We start from the raw sequence: 16,784 nt of genomic DNA, 5'->3' as shown, positions 1-16,784 counted from the left end.
GGGAATCGTTCTGCCTTGTGAGGCGTCCAGATGCCCTTATATGTGTCCTAGAAATTGGCGGCAGTATCCGTTAAAGACGGGTGATGTTCAACTCATCCCCAGACAAGCTGACGTGAACCCCCTTACCCCACAGCGGATCGCGCCGAAGATCTTCGGACACCTTGTAATGGCCGGCAATCGAGAGCAGTTCTGCGCCCAGCTGCTGGCAAAAAATACGCGCTTTGAGATTGCCCTTGATTCCTGCAAGGGCGCGCCCGCGCATAGGTGCGTAAACATGGATGTTGCCATCGGCGAGAAGTTCCGCCCCGGCGCTGACCGGTGCCAAAACCAATAAATCTGAGCCTTGAGCGTAGACTTGCTGGCCGCCACGTACAGGACTGGTCACAACTTTAGTCGGTTTATGCTCTGGCTCGGCAGGTTTTTGCGGTTTTTCAGCTTTTTTCTCGACGGGCGTGGGGGCCGGGTCGAGCGGCCGCTCACGTGCGCCAGATGGCGGTAGCACCGGCAAATCCAGCGCGTTGGCCGCAGCAATATGCTCTTCACTGCTGGCACGCACGGCCAGGGTGCGCAAACCATGCTTGCGACAAACGGCTATTAGCTCGCTGAGGTCGAGTTTGGCTTCAGTGGTGGGTAGCTTGTCCACCGCCAGCACCAGTGGCGTGTTACTGAAAAAATTAGGTGCTTGGGCGACTTTGGCGGCCAGTTGTTGATCAAGCAGCGCGCTGTCGTTGCGCGACAGCTCCATCACGGTGATGGCCAGCATGCTGCCTTTTAGTTGGAAAACTGGAACTTGGTCGAGTAGGTCAGCTTGACTCATGGTGTGCCTGGAACGCCTTTTCGGTTGAGCTGCGCGTGAGCAAGATGGTTGCTTGCGCGCAATGACAGAAGCTGTGGGGTTTATAGCGAGAACGTTGCTGGGCCGCAAGCGGCCAGGCGCCTTTCATCACGCTAGTATTGATCACTGTGCATCTATAAATAGCCACTTTTATATATAGCCACTTTGGCTAAGCAGGCTGCATGAGCGGGTTTTAAACGCTGCGGGTCAATTCTCGCACACCGGCATAGACAACAGGCAGAGAGGAAAGTCCTGATAGAATGCCGGCCAATTGTGCTTTTGATTGGAATTGTTCATGGATCGTCCCGTATTTCGCCGCGAGTTTTTGCACCCAAGGTTTTGGCCGCTGTGGCTTGGGCTTGGCTTGTTGTGGCTGATCGTGCAGTTGCCGTACAAGGTGCTGCTCTGCTTGGGGCGCATGCTTGGCGCGGTGATGCAGGTCTTCGCTAAAGAGCGTTGCGAGATCATTACGCGTAATTTGCAGCTGTGTTATCCGCAGATGAGCAATGTTGAACGTGAGCGTCTGATCCGTGAAAACTTCGCATCAACCGGAATTGCCTTTTTTGAAATGGCCATGAGCTGGTGGTGGCCAAAGCCGCGCCTGGCAACGCTGGCTAAAATTGAAGGTATTGAGCATTTGCAACAGGCCCAGGCCGAAGGTCAGGGTGTGATTTTGATGGCTCTGCATTTCACTACTCTTGAGATCGGCGCGGCGCTGTTGGGGCAGCGGCACACTATCGATGGCATGTACCGTGAGCACGATAACCCGGTGTTTGACTACATACAGCGGCGTGGACGTGAGCGACACAATCTTGATGCCACAGCGATTGAGCGTGAAGATGTGCGGGCCATGCTCAAAGTCCTACGCGCTGGGCGCGCCATCTGGTACGCGCCTGATCAGGATTACGGTCGCAAACAGAGTGTTTTTGTACCCTTGTTTGGGGTGTTGGCCGCAACCGTAACGGCTACGACCAAGTTCGCCCGGTTAGGTCGTGCCCGAGTGTTGCCCTTTACTCAGGAGCGTCTGGCTGATGGCAATGGTTACCGGCTGGTGATTCATCCGCCGTTGAGTGATTTCCCCGGTGAAAATGAAGAGGCTGATTGCTTGCGTATCAATCAGTGGGTTGAGCAGGCCGTCAATGCTTGTCCTGAGCAGTATCTGTGGGCGCACCGGCGCTTCAAAACACGTCCAGTGGGTGAGCCCAAGCTCTATAAAAAGCGCAAGCGTAAGTAACGCGGACTGGCCGCGGCGGTCGACTCTCTATACTGACGGAATTATTTAAGGTGTACGGATGACCATGATGCCCAGCAAGAACGAAGCCGTTACCGGGTTGATTCTCTCGGGCGGTGGGGCGCGGGCGGCCTATCAGGTTGGAGTGTTGTCGGCGATTGCTGAATTGTTGCCGGACCCACAAAGCAACCCTTTCCCGATTATCGTCGGCACTTCGGCGGGCGCTATCAATGCAGTCAGCCTGGCTTGCGGGGCGATGCATTTTGCTCAAGCGGTGCAACGCCTGAGCAATGTCTGGCAGAGTTTTAGTACAGCTGATGTGTATCGCAGTGATTGGCCTGGCGTGCTGGCGCAGGCCAGTCGATTCATCGGCAACAGCGTACTGGGAGTTGGCGGACATGTTCCGGTAGCGCTGCTTAATAGTTCTCCCTTAAAAGAGTTGCTGGTCAACGAGCTGGACTTCACTGGGATTTCTGCAGCCGTGCGCAGCCGTAAGTTGAATGCAGTTGCGATCACCGCCTTTGGCTATGATTCAGGGCAGGCGGTAACCTTCTATCAAGGCCGGGCCAACATTGATTCGTGGTTCAGGCATCGACGCATTGGGATTCCGACCCGCCTTGGCCTTGATCACTTGCTGGCAAGTTCGGCGATTCCACTGCTGTTTGCGCCGGTCAAAATCAATAACGAGTATTTTGGTGATGGTGCGGTGCGTCAATCTGCACCGATCAGTCCGGCCCTGCATTTAGGGGCGAATCGGGTGCTCGTGGTGGGGGTGAGTGATCACTTTCAACAAGAGCGTGCGATCCATATGCCGAGGCATAACGGCGCCGCAAAGCCGCCAACACTGGCGCAGATTAGCGGGCACCTGCTCAATAGCACCTTTATTGACAGTCTTGAGGGTGATATTGAACTGCTGGAAAGGATTAATCACCTGAGCGGCATGCTCACGCCGGAACAGCAACAAATAAGCCATCTGAAACCGGTTGAGGTGCTGGTGATTGCGCCCAGTCAGCCGCTGGATGAGATCGCGGCGCGCCATCGCAGTGAAATGCCAGCTGCGGTGCGTCTGTTTTTGCGTGGCCCTGGGGCAACTCGCGATAGTGGCGCAGGGGTGCTCAGTTATTTATTGTTTGAACCCGGTTATTGCAGTGAACTGATTGAGCTTGGCTATCAGGATGCCCTGGCGCAGAAAGCTAAACTCTGCGCATTTTTGTCGCTGGGCGGTACTTCTACGCATAAGCCGCTTCCGGCTGAGCAGGTAGTGATTTAAACCTTAATCGCTAGTTTTCGACGAAAAAAATCTCAGCACAAGGCGCATGTGCTGGGGGCAGCAGTTTAAACTGCGCCATACCGATGCTTTCTGTCGCATTTCCATAAGCATCGGTTATTCAGGGGATGGCGCTATAAGAAGTTGTCGCATGACGGCAATGCCATCCGCATAGCAATCCCTACAATCCTTCTCATCGCCTGCTGCTAAAAGTAGGTATTTCCTTGTCAGGAGAGTTCAGATGTCTGTTCAGCACGACCCGGTGCAACGCGCCGATTTCGATCAGGTTATGGTTCCGAACTATGCGCCCGCTGCGTTTATTCCCGTGCGCGGTGAAGGATCGCGAGTCTGGGATCAGAGCGGTCGCGAGCTGATCGACTTCTCCGGCGGCATTGCGGTTAACGTGCTTGGTCATGCGCATCCAGCGCTGGTCAAGGCGCTGACAGAGCAGGCCAATACGCTGTGGCACGTGTCGAACGTGTTCACCAATGAGCCTGCGCTGCGCCTGGCTAAAAAGCTGATCGACGCAACCTTTGCTGAGCGGGTGTTCTTCTGTAACTCCGGCGCTGAAGCCAACGAGGCCGCTTTCAAGCTGGCCCGTCGTGTTGCATTTGATAAGTTTGGTGAAGACAAATTCGAGATTATCGCGGCAGTTAACAGCTTTCACGGCCGCACGCTGTTTACCGTCAGTGTGGGCGGCCAGCCGAAATATTCCGATGGATTTGGTCCGAAGATCAAAGGCATCAGCCATATCCCTTACAACGACCTTGATGCGTTGAAAGCGGCTGTCTCGGACAAAACCTGCGCGGTTGTGCTTGAGCCGATTCAGGGCGAGGGCGGCGTGGTTCCAGCTGACTTGGCTTACCTGCAAGGTGCCCGCGAGCTGTGCGATAAACACAATGCGCTGCTGATTTTCGATGAAGTGCAAAGCGGCATGGGCCGCAGTGGTTCGCTGTTTACCTACCAACACTACGGCGTTACCCCCGACATTTTGTCCAGCGCCAAGGGGTTGGGCGGCGGCTTCCCAATCGGAGCTATGCTCACCACTAATGAGTTGGCCAAGCATTTGGCTGTCGGCACTCACGGCACGACATACGGCGGCAACCCGTTGGCGTGTGCGGTGGCGGAAGCGGTTATCGACACCATCAATACCCCAGAGGTGTTGGCGGGTGTGCACAGCAAGCATGAGCGTTTTAAAAGCCAACTTGAGCAGATCGGCCAGCAGTACGGCGTATTCACTGAAGTCCGCGGCATGGGCTTGTTGATCGGTTGCGTGCTGAGCGACGCGTGGAAGGGCAAAGCCAAAACCATCCTCGAGGCCGCTGCCGTTGAAAATGTGATGGTTCTGCAAGCTGGCCCGGACGTGGTGCGGTTCGCGCCGAGCCTGGTGGTTGAAGATGCAGATATCGATGAAGGCCTGGCACGTTTCGAACGTGCAGTCGCCAAACTGACTCAGGCGTGATACGGCCTCATCCGCAAGCCGCTACTGCGGTTTGCGGATGAGTCGCGCTGCTGTCTGCTGTTCACTCGCTCAGGCCATATGGATCGCCTGAGACGTCTCAAGGATGAATGTCTTGTGTGTTGCAGTCATTGGCTGCAGTTTTCTCCAGGCCACTCTGCGCGAGTGTTCTGGGGCTTTTCTTGATAGGAGTGACACCATGCTGGTGATGCGCCCCGCGCAAATGGCTGACCTTGCGGAAGTACAGCGTCTAGCCGCGGACAGCCCGGTTGGTGTGACTTCACTGCCGGATGATATTGGCCGCCTCAGCGATAAAATCGAGGCGTCTGAAGCCTCATTTGCGGCTGAGGTCAGCTTTAACGGTGAAGAAAGCTATTTCTTTGTGCTTGAGGATACCGAGACCGGCCGCTTGGTGGGGTGTTCCGGGATTATGGCTTCGACCGGTTATTCCGAACCGTTTTATAGCTTTCGCAACGAAACCTTTGTGCATAACTCGCGCGAGCTGAAAATTCACAATAAAACCCACGTGCTCTCGTTGTGTCACGATTTGACCGGCAATAGCCTGCTGACCAGCTTTTATGTCGAGCGGCCGTTGGTCAGCACGGTATTCGCCGAGCTTAATTCCCGCGCCCGCTTGCTGTTTGTCGCCACGCATCCTGAGCGTTTTGCCGATGCGGTTGTGGTTGAGATTGTCGGCCACAGTGATGAGTCGGGTGACTCGCCGTTCTGGGATGCGGTTGGGCGTAACTTCTTCGACATGAACTACGCCGAGGCCGAACGCCTGTGCGGTTTGAAGAGCCGCACCTTCCTCGCCGAATTGATGCCGCATTACCCAATCTATGTGCCGCTGCTACCCGACACTGCACAGGAAGCCATGGGGCAGGTGCATCCACGTGCGCAAATTACTTTCGACATTCTAATGCGCGAAGGTTTTGAGACCGATCACTACATTGATATTTTCGACGGTGGCCCAACGCTACATGCGCGCACCTCGGGTATTCGCACCATCGCCCAAAGCCGAATGGTGCCAGTGTTGTTGGGTGAGCACGTGCAAGGTGGCGGGCGCATGTATTTGGTCAGTAACGGCCAGCTGCAGGATTTTCGCGCCATCGTTGTTGAGTTGGATTGGGTGCCGGGCCGTCCGGTCACTCTTGATATGCAAACCGCCGAGGCCTTGGGTGTCGGTGAAGGCGTCAGCGTCCGTTTGGTCGCGATTTAAGGAGTCAGCATGATCGTTCGTCCAGTACGCAGTGCCGATCTCGCGGCCCTTATCGACCTGGCGCGCAGCACCGGCGCAGGCTTGACCACATTACCAGCCAACGAAGAGCGCTTGTCGCATCGCGTTGGCTGGGCTGAAAAAACCTTCCGTGGCGAAGCCGAGCGAGCGGATGCTGATTATCTGTTCGTGCTCGAAACCGATGACGGCGAAGTGGTTGGTATTTCCGCTATCGCGGGTGCAGTTGGCCTGCGTGAGCCTTGGTACAACTACCGGGTCGGCCTGACGGTTAGTGCCTCGCAGGAATTGAATATTCACCGGCAGATCCCGACGTTGTTTTTGGCCAATGACCTGACCGGTAACTCTGAGCTGTGCTCGTTGTTTTTGCGTGCCGATCACCGTACAGGCATCAATGGTCGCATGTTGTCGAAAGCGCGCTTTATGTTTATCGCCGAGTTTCCTGAGCTATTTGGCGACAAGGTCATGGCTGAAATGCGCGGCATGTCGGATGAACATGGCCGCTCGCCATTTTGGGAAAGCTTGGGGCGCCACTTCTTCAAGATGGAGTTCAGTCAGGCGGATTACCTCACCGGCGTTGGTAACAAGTCTTTTATCGCTGAGTTGATGCCTAAGTTTCCGCTGTACACCTGCTTTCTCTCCGAGGATGCGCGTAACAGCATCGCCCGTGTACACCCCGATACCGAGCCTGCGCTGACCATGCTCAAAGGTGAAGGCTTCAGCTATCAGGGCTATGTTGACATCTTTGATGCTGGCCCCGCGGTTGAAGCCGAAACGCAGAAAATCCGTGCCGTGCGTGACAGTCAGACGCTGGTGCTGGCGATTGGTACGCCGGGCGACGATGCAAGCCCCTTCGTCATACATAACCGTAAGCGCGAGAACTGCCGAATCACAGCGGCACCGGCCCGTTTGGCGGCTGGCACTCTGGTGGTTGATGCCTTGACTGCCAAGCGCTTGCAGTTGTCGGCGGGCGATCAGGTGCGAGCAGTCAGTTTGTCGGCGCGCGGTTAAGCCGGGGCTAATACGAATCAGGCGTTCGGCGTTTCGCCGGGTCGCGAGAATTGCTGGGAGTGGTAAAACAAGATGAGCACTCATTACATTGCAGGGCGTTGGCAGGACGGGCAGGGCGCGGCGTTTCAATCGCTAAACCCGGTGACTCAGGATGTACTCTGGGAAGGCCGCGAAGCCAGCACAGAACAAGTCAATGCTGCGGTTGAAGCCGCACGCGCTGCATTCCCTGCCTGGGCGTTGCTCGGCCTTGAGCGACGTATTGAAGTGCTTGAAGCCTTTGCCGCTACCCTCAAGCAACATGCTGATGAGTTGGCCCGGGCTATCGGTGAAGAAACCGGCAAGCCGTTGTGGGAGTCGGCAACAGAAGCCAGCAGTATGGTCAATAAAGTGGCTATCTCGGTGCAGAGCTACCGTGAGCGCACCGGCGAAAAGAGCGGCCCATTGGCTGATGCAACCGCTGTGCTACGCCACAAACCGCACGGTGTTGTTGCCGTGTTTGGCCCCTACAATTTCCCCGGTCACTTGCCCAATGGGCATATCGTACCGGCCTTGCTGGCCGGCAATGCGGTGGTGTTCAAACCCAGCGAGCTGACGCCTAAAGTTGCTGAGATCACGGTCAAGTGCTGGATCGAGGCGGGCTTGCCAGAAGGCGTGCTTAACCTGGTGCAAGGGGCGCGTGAAACTGGCGTGGCGCTGGCTGCGAATAACGCCATCGACGGTTTGTTTTTCACCGGCTCCAGCCGCACCGGCAACCTATTGCATAACCAGTTTGCGGGTCGCCCGGACAAGATTCTGGCGTTGGAGATGGGCGGCAATAACCCGCTGGTGGTTGATCAGGTGGCTGATGTTGACGCCGCTGTTTACACCATTATCCAGTCGGCGTTTATCTCCGCAGGTCAACGCTGCACCTGCGCACGGCGCTTGCTGGTGCCGCAAGGCGAGTGGGGCGATGCCTTGCTGGCGCGTCTGGTCAGTGTTGCAGCGGATATCAAAGTTGGTGCCTTTGATGCCCAGCCAGCACCCTTTATGGGGTCGGTGATTTCCTTGGCGGCGGCGCAGCACTTGATGACGGCGCAGCAGCAGTTATTGGCTAATGGCGCCACTGCATTGCTAGAAATGACTCAGCCTTCAGCGACTGCAGCGTTACTTACACCGGGTATTATCGATGTGACTGCTGTGGCTGAGCGTGCCGATGAAGAGTTCTTTGGCCCGCTGTTGCAGGTGATTCGCTATGACCAGTTTGCTGATGCAATTCGCGAGGCCAACAACACTGCGTTCGGTTTGGCTGCGGGTCTGTTGTCTGACTCGAAAGCGCGTTATGAGCAGTTCTGGCTTGAAAGCCGTGCGGGTATCGTCAACTGGAACAAGCAGCTGACCGGCGCCGCAAGCACTGCGCCATTTGGCGGTGTTGGCGCTTCGGGCAATCACCGTGCGAGCGCTTATTACGCCGCCGATTATTGTGCCTACCCGGTCGCTTCGCTGGAGACTGAAACCCTGAGCCTGCCTGCCACTCTGACCCCAGGAGTAAGCCTGTGAGCAATGCGTTTGAAGTGAACTTTGATGGTTTGGTTGGGCCGACGCACAACTATGGCGGTCTGTCATATGGCAACGTCGCATCGCAAAGTAACAGTCAAGCTGGCTCCAGCCCCAAAGAGGCTGCCAAGCAGGGCCTGACCAAAATGAAGGCGCTGATGGACATGGGGTTCAAGCAGGGCGTACTGGCTCCGCAAGAACGACCGGACGTCAATGTGTTGCGCGCTATCGGTTTCACCGGCTCTGACGCAGAGGTGATCAGTCGCGCGGCTAAAGAAGCCATGCCCTTGTTGGTAGCAAGCTGCTCGGCATCGAGCATGTGGACCGCCAATGCCTGCACGGTAAGCCCGAGTGCGGATACCGCTGATGGGCGTGTACATTTCACTGCTGCCAACCTTAATTGCAAGTTTCACCGTTCGATCGAACACCCGACAACCAGCCGTATTCTGGCGGGTATGTTTGTTGATCAGCAGCACTTTGCCCATCACCCGGCTTTGCCTGCCGTTGCCCAGTTTGGCGATGAGGGCGCAGCTAACCACACGCGTTTTTGCAAAGGTTATGGTGACGCAGGCGTTGAGTTCTTTGTGTTCGGGCGCAGTGCATTCGACAGCCGTTTCCCGGCGCCGCAAAACTACCCGGCCCGGCAAACCCTTGAAGCGTCACAGGCGATTGCGCGCTTACATGGCCTGAGTGATGACGGCGTGGTTTATGCACAGCAAACGCCAGCAGTGATTGATCAGGGTGTGTTCCATAACGATGTGATTTCCGTCGGAAATGGTGAAGTGCTGTTCTATCACCAGGACGCCTTTCTCGACACCGAAACAGTACTGGCCGAGCTTGCCGAGAAGCTGTCGCGCCGGGGTGCGAACTTCAAGCCGGTGTGCGTGCCGCGTGATGCGGTCACGGTTGATGATGCAGTCAAATCCTACCTGTTCAACAGCCAATTGCTGAGCCGTGCCGATGGCGGCGTGTTGCTGATCGTTCCTGAAGAGTGCCGCAATAATTCCAACGTCTGGAATTACCTGCAGCAACTGACCAGCGGCAACGGGCCTATCCGTGAAGTTAAAGTATTTGATCTTAAGCAAAGCATGCAAAACGGCGGCGGCCCTGCATGCCTGCGTTTGCGCGTAGCGCTTAAAGACAACGAGCTGCAAGCGGTCAATCAAGGCGTGATCATGACCCCGAGTTTGTATGACACGCTCAATGTTTGGGTCGATAAACACTACCGTGATCGCTTGAGTGAAAACGATCTGGCTGACCCGCAATTGTTAATTGAATGCCGCACGGCATTGGATGAACTGACGCAGATCCTTAAACTAGGCTCGGTTTATTCATTCCAACTCGCTTAAAGAGAGCTTTGACCATGTCCAATGATGCCCTGCAACTGATTCTTGAAGACACAGACGGCACCCAGCTGGAAACCTCCTGCACGCGCTTTGCTGTGGTCTGGCAGGGTAAAGAAGTATGGATTCAGCAAGTCGGTAACAACCAGTTGATGATCGGTGTAGATGTTGCTGAAGGCGACACTGAGTACGCCAACTTACTGCTGCGTCCGCTGGCGACCAACTTGGTTAGCCTTGAGCTGGAAATGGAAAGTGCTGATCTTGACGATGACCAACAAGGTCATGTGCACGGCCCGGACTGCAACCACTAAGCTTGGTTGTTGTGGTTGCGCTTGGCGGGGCCGGTTCGCCCGGTTCTGCTTGGCTGAGCCAACGGACGAATTGGCCAGGGCCAGAGTTCACTCGGCACATAATTGGAGTTTTATATGCTTGCCTTAGGAAAACTGCTTGAACTGACGTTGGCCGGGCGCGAGCCTGCATCGAAGATCCAGGTAACGGCTGAAGGCACGCGTTTGCGTTGGTTGGCCGAGGGCGCATTAGAGATTACCCCGCCAGCGGGCAAGGACAATGGCCTTGATCTGCTTTTGTCTGCCGGTATTCACGGCAATGAAACGGCGCCTATCGAGTTGCTCGATCGCCTGCTTCATCAAATTGCCCGCAGCGAAATCAAGCCGCGTGTGCGGATATTGATTCTATTCGGCAATCCGCAAGCTATTCGCCAGGGTGAGCGTTATATCGAGCAAGACCTCAACCGTCTGTTCAATGGTCGTCACGAGCAGGCTGAAGGCTTTGAGGCTATTCGCGCCAGCGAGCTTGAGCATCTGGCCACAGCGTTCTTCCGTGAAACTGAGCGCTCACGCTTGCATTACGATTTGCATACGGCCATTCGCGGCTCAAAAATCGAGCAGTTTGCAATGTACCCTTGGGTTGAGGGGCGCGCGCATTCGCGTCGAGAGCTGGAGCGTTTGAACGCTGGCGGTATTGATGCGGTGCTCCTGCAACGTAAGCGTTCGATCACTTTTAGTGCTTTTACTTACGAAACCCTGAATGCCGAAGCTTTCACCCTGGAACTGGGTAAGGCGCGGGCCTTTGGCGATAACCAGCTGGTCAATCTTGACCTGCTGGAAACGCGCATGCAGCAGATTATTGAAGGCCAGGAGCCGGAGCAGGAAACCGCCGGGCTCGACGGCTTGCAAATATTCACTGTCGCCCGTGAAGTCATCAAGCACAGCGATGCATTCAGGTTTCACCTGCCTGCTGATATCGAAAATTTTAGTGAGTTGCCGGTGGGTTACTTGCTGGCTGAAGACGTTAACGATGTGCGTTGGGTTATCGAGCAGGGCGAGCGGATCATTTTTCCAAACCCAGCAGTGAAAAATGGTTTGCGTGCCGGAATATTGATAGTGCCCAGCGATGGCGCCGAGCTCGCCTGATTTGGGCTGTGTTTGATTCAGGCTTTTTTACCCGCAGCTGTACCTTGTGAGTCGTGCTGACAGCCTTTAGCATCAGTGCTTTAGTCATTTCTGGCGACTTCAAGGAACCCTGATCATGCCAATTATCGATCTGCGTAGCGATACAGTTACATTACCCACCTCAGGCATGCGCGAGGCGATGCAGGCGGCGGAACTGGGTGATGATGTCTACGGTGAAGATCCAACTGTCACCCGCCTTGAAGTCTATTTGGCGGACAAGCTTGGCTTTGATTCCGGTCTGTTTGTGCCGACAGGGACCATGAGCAACCTGCTTGGGCTGATGGCACATTGTCAGCGGGGCGATGAATATATCGTTGGCCAACAAGCTCACACCTATAAGTATGAAGGTGGCGGTGCAGCCGTGCTGGGCTCAATTCAACCGCAGCCCATTGAGGGTGAAGCGGATGGCACGCTCGATCTGGCCAAGGTGGCTGCGGCGATAAAAATGGATGATTTCCATTTTGCCCGCACCCGTTTGCTGGCCCTGGAAAACACCATGCAAGGTAAAGTCTTGCCCCTGGAGTATCTGGCCGCTGCGCGTGAACTTACTCACAAGCATGGTCTCAGCCTGCATCTTGATGGTGCGCGCCTGTACAACGCGGCAGTCAAGCTAGGTGTTGAGCCGCGGGAAATAACCCGTCACTTCGACTCGGTGTCTGTGTGCTTGTCCAAAGGCCTTGGCGCGCCTGTTGGCTCGGTTCTCTGTGGTTCCGAAGCGCTTATCGGCAAGGCTCGGCGCCTGCGTAAAATGGTGGGTGGCGGGATGCGCCAAGCCGGTTTACTCGCGGCAGCAGGTTTGTATGCGCTGGAACATCAGGTTGAGCGTCTGGCGCAGGATCATGCCAATGCTCAGGCGCTCGGTGAAGGCTTGCGGGCGCTGGGTTACAGCGTTGAGCCGGTGCAAACCAACATGGTTTATGCGCAGGTTGGTGAGCAGGCGGATGCGCTGAAAAGCTTTTTTGCTGAGCGTGGCGTTAAGCTCACAGCCGCTGCACGTTTGCGTATGGTGACGCATCTGGATGTCAGTGCTGATGACATCAAACGGGTGCTTAAAGGCTTTGCAGATTTCAAACAATCTTGACCTTTATCGCACAAACGCTGTACCGATTGCTCAGGCCCTATATAATGCGGCCCTTTGCCGTCGCTCCGGCATTTGTTCGCGTGCGCTGAATTTGCGCTTGTAACCTGCTCTGGAGCGTGCGTTTACCTTATGTCATGAGCGTAGTCGAGCTGTTTTGGCTGATGCTAGCCGTCGCCTTCTATGCTTTGAATGCTACGAAATACCGCCTAATTCCGTGGAAAAGTCTATGAAAAGCGCAGAAATCCGTGAAGCCTTCCTCCGCTTCTTCGAAGAAAAGGGGCACACTCGCGTCGCCTCAAGCTCACTGATTCCGGGTAACGACCCGACCCTGCTGTTTACTAACGCGGGTATGAATCAGTTCAAAGATTGCTTTCTCGGTCTGGAAAAACGCGCCTACACCCGTGCTACCACCAGTCAGAAATGTGTGCGTGCGGGCGGTAAGCACAATGATTTGGAAAACGTCGGCTACACCGCGCGTCATCACACCTTCTTCGAGATGCTCGGCAATTTCAGCTTCGGCGACTACTTCAAGCGTGATGCGATTCATTACGCGTGGGAGTTTCTGACGTCCGATAAGTGGCTGAACCTGCCAAAGGAAAAACTTTGGGTCACGGTTTACGCCAGCGACGACGAAGCGTTTGATATCTGGACTCAGCAAGTAGGTGTGCCTGCCGAGCGGATGATCCGCATTGGCGACAATAAAGGTGCGCCGTACGCCTCGGATAACTTCTGGGCGATGGGTGATACCGGCCCTTGTGGCCCATGCACTGAGATTTTCTTCGATCATGGCGAGCACATTTGGGGTGGTCCTCCGGGCTCACCTGAAGAAGATGGCGACCGCTATATCGAAATCTGGAATAACGTATTCATGCAGTTCAACCGCACAGCAGACGGTGTAATGCACCCACTGCCAGCGCCAAGTGTTGATACCGGCATGGGTCTTGAGCGCATCAGCGCTGTGCTTCAGCACGTCAATTCGAACTACGATATCGACCTGTTCCAAAGCTTGTTACATGCTTCGGCCAAAGCCATTGGTTGTACCAATGACGGTCAGGCTTCGTTAAAGGTTGTGGCTGATCACATCCGTTCGTGCGGCTTTCTGATTGCTGACGGCATCACCCCGTCGAATGAAGGTCGTGGCTACGTGTTGCGCCGTATCGTCCGTCGTGCATGCCGTCACGGTAACAAGCTGGGCGCCAAAGGCAGCTTCTTCTACAAGATCGTCGCTGCACTGGTGGCTGAAATGGGCGAGGCATTTACTGAGCTCAAGCAGCAGCAGGCACATATCGAGCGCGTGCTGAAAACTGAAGAAGAGCAGTTCGCGAAAACGCTGGAGCAGGGCCTTAAAATCCTCGAGCAAGACTTGCTTGAGCTTAAAGGCAATGTGATTCCGGGCGATGTGGTGTTCAAGCTTTATGACACCTTTGGTTTCCCGGTTGACCTTACGGCTGACATCGCTCGTGAGCGTGAGCTGACCATTGACGAAGATGGCTTTGAGCGCGAAATGCAGGCTCAACGTGAACGTGCGCGCTCGGCTAGCTCCTTCGGCATGGATTACAACAACCTGGTCAAGGTCGACAGCGACACGCGTTTCCTCGGTTACGAGGGCACTTCGGGTAGCGGCAAGATTATCGCTTTGTTTAAGGATGGCCAGGCTGTCGACACGCTAGCTTCGGGCGAGGAGGGCGTGGTTGTTCTCGATCAAACGCCTTTCTATGCAGAGTCCGGCGGGCAGATCGGTGACAGCGGCTATCTGGAAGGTGCTGGTGTGCGCTTTGATGTGCGGGATACCACCAAGGCGGGTGGTGCATTCTTGCACCACGGTATTATCACTCAAGGCAGCTTGGCTGTTGGTGCATCAGTCAAGGCTGAAGTGGCTGCGGAGGTGCGTCAGGCAACCGCTTTGAATCACTCGGCCACACATTTGCTGCACGCCGCGCTGCGCCAGGTGTTGGGTGATCACGTTACCCAGAAAGGCTCATTGGTTGATAGCCAGCGACTGCGCTTCGACTTCAGCCACTTTGAGGCGATCAGGCCAGAGCAGCTCAAGGCGCTGGAAGACATTGTTAACGCCGAAGTGCGTAAGAACAGCGAAGTCGAGACCGACGAAACTGATATCGAAACCGCTAAAGCCAAGGGCGCGATGGCCCTGTTTGGTGAGAAGTACGGTGACGATGTGCGTGTATTGACCATGGGTGACGGCTTCTCAGTTGAGCTGTGTGGCGGTACTCACGTTTCACGTACGGGTGATATTGGCTTGTTCAAGATCACCAGCGAAGCCGGTGTGGCTGCTGGTGTTCGTCGTATTGAAGCGGTTACCGGCGCGCAGGCACTTGCCTATTTGAATGGCGCCGAAGAGCAATTAAAGGAAGCCGCTGCGCTGGTTAAAGGCAGCCGTGAAAACCTGTTGGACAAATTATCGGGCGTGATCGAGCGTAATCGTCAACTGGAAAAGGAGCTGGAGCAGCTCAAGGCTAAAGCCGCCAGCGCCGCCGGTAACGACCTGGCCGGTTCGGCAGTTGAAATCAAAGGCGTCAAGGTGCTTGGCGCCCGTGTTGATGGCCTTGATGGTAAGGCCTTGCTGGCAATGGTTGATCAGCTCAAGAATAAGCTCGGCAGCGCAGTGATCCTGCTCGGTGGGGTGCTCGACGACAAGGTGGTACTGGTCGCGGGTGTAACTCAGGATTTGACCGCCAAACTCAAGGCCGGTGACCTGATGAAGCAAGCGGCAGCAGCCGTAGGCGGTAAGGGTGGTGGTCGTCCAGATATGGCGCAAGGCGGTGGTGTTGACGCTGGCGCTGTGGACGCTGCACTGGCACTTGCGGCAACGTTTGCCGAGCAAGGTCTGTAACAGCTGTGATTTGTGCCCGTCCAATGCTGGCGGGTGGTTACAAGTTTAATGGGCGCCCTTCGCGGGCTTAGGCGGCATTGAAATGGCTTTGATCGTACAGAAGTTTGGAGGCACCTCGGTCGGCACTGTCGAGCGTATCGAGCAGGTTGCCGAAAAGGTTAAGAAATTCCGCGAGCGCGGTGATGACATTGTCGTCGTGGTTTCTGCCATGAGCGGCGAAACCAATCGTCTGATTGAGTTGGCTAGACAGATTGGCGATCAGCCAGTCCCGCGTGAACTGGATGTCATGGTTTCAACGGGTGAGCAGGTGACTATTGCCCTGTTGGCCATGGCCCTGATCAAACGCGGTGTTCCGGCTATTTCTTATACCGGTAATCAGGTACGAATTTTGACGGATAGCGCGCATAATAAGGCGCGAATTCTACAGATCGATGACAACAAGCTGCGTACCGACCTAAAGGAGGGGCGTGTGGTTGTGGTTGCAGGTTTTCAGGGGGTTGATGAGCACGGCAACATCACCACGCTGGGGCGTGGCGGCTCGGATACCACCGGTGTTGCACTGGCTGCGGCATTGAAAGCCGATGAATGCCAGATTTATACCGACGTCGATGGCGTTTACACCACCGACCCAAGGGTTGTCTCGCAGGCCCAGCGCCTGGATAAGATTACCTTTGAAGAAATGCTTGAAATGGCCAGCTTAGGCTCGAAGGTGCTGCAAATTCGCGCCGTTGAGTTCGCGGGCAAATACAACGTTCCGCTGCGCGTGCTGCACAGCTTTCAAGAGGGGCCAGGTACCCTCATTACTATTGATGAAGAGGAAACCATGGAACAGCCGATCATCTCCGGCATCGCTTTCAACCGCGACGAAGCCAAGCTGACTATCCGTGGAGTTCCGGATGTTCCGGGCGTTGCCTTCAAGATTCTAGGGCCGATTAGCTCGGCAAACATTGAAGTGGACATGATCGTGCAGAACATCGCGCACGATAACACCACCGACTTTACCTTCACCGTGCACCGCAACGATTACCTGAATGCTCAGCAGGTGTTGGAAAACACCGCGCGTGAGCTGGGTGCTCGCGAGGTAGTGGGTGACACCAAAATCGCCAAGGTCTCTATCGTTGGGGTTGGTATGCGCTCGCACGCGGGAGTTGCCAGTCAAATGTTTGAAGCGTTGGCGAAAGAAAACATAAATATTCAGATGATTTCGACCTCTGAGATAAAGGTCTCGGTGGTTATCGAAGAGAAGTATCTGGAGTTGGCAGTGCGCGCGTTGCATACAGCTTTCGATCTAGATGCCCCGACTCGTCAGGGCGACTAGATCAAGATATTCAAAAGGCGCGGCTTAAAACCTGCGCCTTTTGTCTTTTTTGACCACGAGGGTAGGAAATTTTTTTTCTGCTTTACTGGTCAATACTTGGGTGAAGGCTTTACTTGTAATTCGTAGCGCCGACACCATTTTATATTTGC

13 protein-coding genes are annotated in these 16,784 nt (G+C 55.3%); 12 read left to right on the top strand and 1 reads right to left on the bottom strand.

The window, feature by feature from the left end; translation table 11 throughout:
• Positions 1 to 70: 70 nt before the first annotated feature.
• The gene (gene minC, locus B9K09_RS15235; RefSeq protein WP_087517609.1) at positions 71 to 817 is read right to left on the bottom strand and encodes a septum site-determining protein MinC; all 747 of its coding nucleotides are present in this window, start codon (positions 815 to 817) and stop codon (positions 71 to 73) included.
• A gap of 313 nt (positions 818 to 1,130) precedes the next feature.
• Between minC and B9K09_RS15230 the strand changes: the two genes are divergently transcribed.
• The 12 genes from B9K09_RS15230 to B9K09_RS15175 all read left to right on the top strand — a co-directional run bounded on the left by B9K09_RS15230 (position 1,131) and on the right by B9K09_RS15175 (position 16,635).
• Entirely contained in the window at positions 1,131 to 2,069 is a 939-nt protein-coding gene (locus B9K09_RS15230) for a lipid A biosynthesis lauroyl acyltransferase (protein ID WP_087517608.1), read from the top strand.
• A 58-nt stretch (positions 2,070 to 2,127) separates the two neighbouring features.
• Positions 2,128 to 3,336, top strand: coding sequence for a patatin-like phospholipase family protein (locus B9K09_RS15225; protein ID WP_087517607.1), 1,209 nt, complete (start codon positions 2,128 to 2,130; stop codon positions 3,334 to 3,336).
• Positions 3,337 to 3,574: 238 nt separating this feature from the next.
• Positions 3,575 to 4,795: an aspartate aminotransferase family protein gene (locus tag B9K09_RS15220; protein WP_087517606.1), complete on the top strand. Its 1,221-nt coding sequence runs from the start codon at positions 3,575 to 3,577 to the stop codon at positions 4,793 to 4,795.
• Between the two features lie 196 nt (positions 4,796 to 4,991).
• Complete coding sequence (gene aruF, locus B9K09_RS15215) at positions 4,992 to 6,011, top strand: arginine/ornithine succinyltransferase subunit alpha (protein WP_087517605.1); 1,020 nt, start codon at positions 4,992 to 4,994, stop codon at positions 6,009 to 6,011.
• 9 nt (positions 6,012 to 6,020) lie between these two features.
• Entirely contained in the window at positions 6,021 to 7,037 is a 1,017-nt protein-coding gene (astA, locus tag B9K09_RS15210; RefSeq protein ID WP_087517604.1) for an arginine N-succinyltransferase, read from the top strand.
• 72 nt (positions 7,038 to 7,109) lie between these two features.
• Complete coding sequence (gene astD, locus B9K09_RS15205) at positions 7,110 to 8,573, top strand: succinylglutamate-semialdehyde dehydrogenase (protein ID WP_087517603.1); 1,464 nt, start codon at positions 7,110 to 7,112, stop codon at positions 8,571 to 8,573.
• Positions 8,570 to 9,919: an N-succinylarginine dihydrolase gene (gene astB, locus B9K09_RS15200; RefSeq protein ID WP_087517602.1), complete on the top strand. Its 1,350-nt coding sequence runs from the start codon at positions 8,570 to 8,572 to the stop codon at positions 9,917 to 9,919. Before astD ends, astB begins: the two co-directional genes overlap by 4 nt.
• A 14-nt stretch (positions 9,920 to 9,933) precedes the next feature.
• Complete coding sequence (locus B9K09_RS15195; protein ID WP_087517601.1) at positions 9,934 to 10,224, top strand: topoisomerase II; 291 nt, start codon at positions 9,934 to 9,936, stop codon at positions 10,222 to 10,224.
• Between the two features lie 114 nt (positions 10,225 to 10,338).
• Entirely contained in the window at positions 10,339 to 11,346 is a 1,008-nt protein-coding gene (astE, locus tag B9K09_RS15190; RefSeq protein WP_087517600.1) for a succinylglutamate desuccinylase, read from the top strand.
• A gap of 115 nt (positions 11,347 to 11,461) precedes the next feature.
• Positions 11,462 to 12,466, top strand: coding sequence for a low-specificity L-threonine aldolase (gene ltaE / locus B9K09_RS15185; RefSeq protein WP_087517599.1), 1,005 nt, complete (start codon positions 11,462 to 11,464; stop codon positions 12,464 to 12,466).
• Between the two features lie 226 nt (positions 12,467 to 12,692).
• Positions 12,693 to 15,317 carry an alanine--tRNA ligase gene (gene alaS / locus B9K09_RS15180; protein WP_087517598.1) on the top strand — a complete coding sequence of 875 codons (2,625 nt, stop codon included), beginning with the start codon at positions 12,693 to 12,695 and terminating at the stop codon, positions 15,315 to 15,317.
• An 82-nt stretch (positions 15,318 to 15,399) separates the two neighbouring features.
• Positions 15,400 to 16,635: an aspartate kinase gene (locus B9K09_RS15175; RefSeq protein WP_087517597.1), complete on the top strand. Its 1,236-nt coding sequence runs from the start codon at positions 15,400 to 15,402 to the stop codon at positions 16,633 to 16,635.
• Positions 16,636 to 16,784 lie beyond the last annotated feature (149 nt).

The sequence above is a fragment of the Pseudomonas sp. M30-35 genome, assembly GCF_002163625.1.
In the GTDB taxonomy this organism is placed as follows: domain Bacteria; phylum Pseudomonadota; class Gammaproteobacteria; order Pseudomonadales; family Pseudomonadaceae; genus Aquipseudomonas.
This window is presented reverse-complemented; position numbering and strand designations above follow the sequence as displayed.

What these genes read in the sequence shown, in the direction of transcription:
- minC (WP_087517609.1), bottom strand. Translation starts at nt 817, where the DNA reads ATGAGTCAAGCTGACCTACTCGACCAAGTTCCAGTTTTCCAACTAAAA.
- B9K09_RS15230 (WP_087517608.1), top strand. Translation starts at nt 1,131, where the DNA reads ATGGATCGTCCCGTATTTCGCCGCGAGTTTTTGCACCCAAGGTTTTGG.
- B9K09_RS15225 (WP_087517607.1), top strand. Translation starts at nt 2,128, where the DNA reads ATGACCATGATGCCCAGCAAGAACGAAGCCGTTACCGGGTTGATTCTC.
- B9K09_RS15220 (WP_087517606.1), top strand. Translation starts at nt 3,575, where the DNA reads ATGTCTGTTCAGCACGACCCGGTGCAACGCGCCGATTTCGATCAGGTT.
- aruF (WP_087517605.1), top strand. Translation starts at nt 4,992, where the DNA reads ATGCTGGTGATGCGCCCCGCGCAAATGGCTGACCTTGCGGAAGTACAG.
- astA (WP_087517604.1), top strand. Translation starts at nt 6,021, where the DNA reads ATGATCGTTCGTCCAGTACGCAGTGCCGATCTCGCGGCCCTTATCGAC.
- astD (WP_087517603.1), top strand. Translation starts at nt 7,110, where the DNA reads ATGAGCACTCATTACATTGCAGGGCGTTGGCAGGACGGGCAGGGCGCG.
- B9K09_RS15195 (WP_087517601.1), top strand. Translation starts at nt 9,934, where the DNA reads ATGTCCAATGATGCCCTGCAACTGATTCTTGAAGACACAGACGGCACC.
- astE (WP_087517600.1), top strand. Translation starts at nt 10,339, where the DNA reads ATGCTTGCCTTAGGAAAACTGCTTGAACTGACGTTGGCCGGGCGCGAG.
- ltaE (WP_087517599.1), top strand. Translation starts at nt 11,462, where the DNA reads ATGCCAATTATCGATCTGCGTAGCGATACAGTTACATTACCCACCTCA.
- alaS (WP_087517598.1), top strand. Translation starts at nt 12,693, where the DNA reads ATGAAAAGCGCAGAAATCCGTGAAGCCTTCCTCCGCTTCTTCGAAGAA.
- B9K09_RS15175 (WP_087517597.1), top strand. Translation starts at nt 15,400, where the DNA reads ATGGCTTTGATCGTACAGAAGTTTGGAGGCACCTCGGTCGGCACTGTC.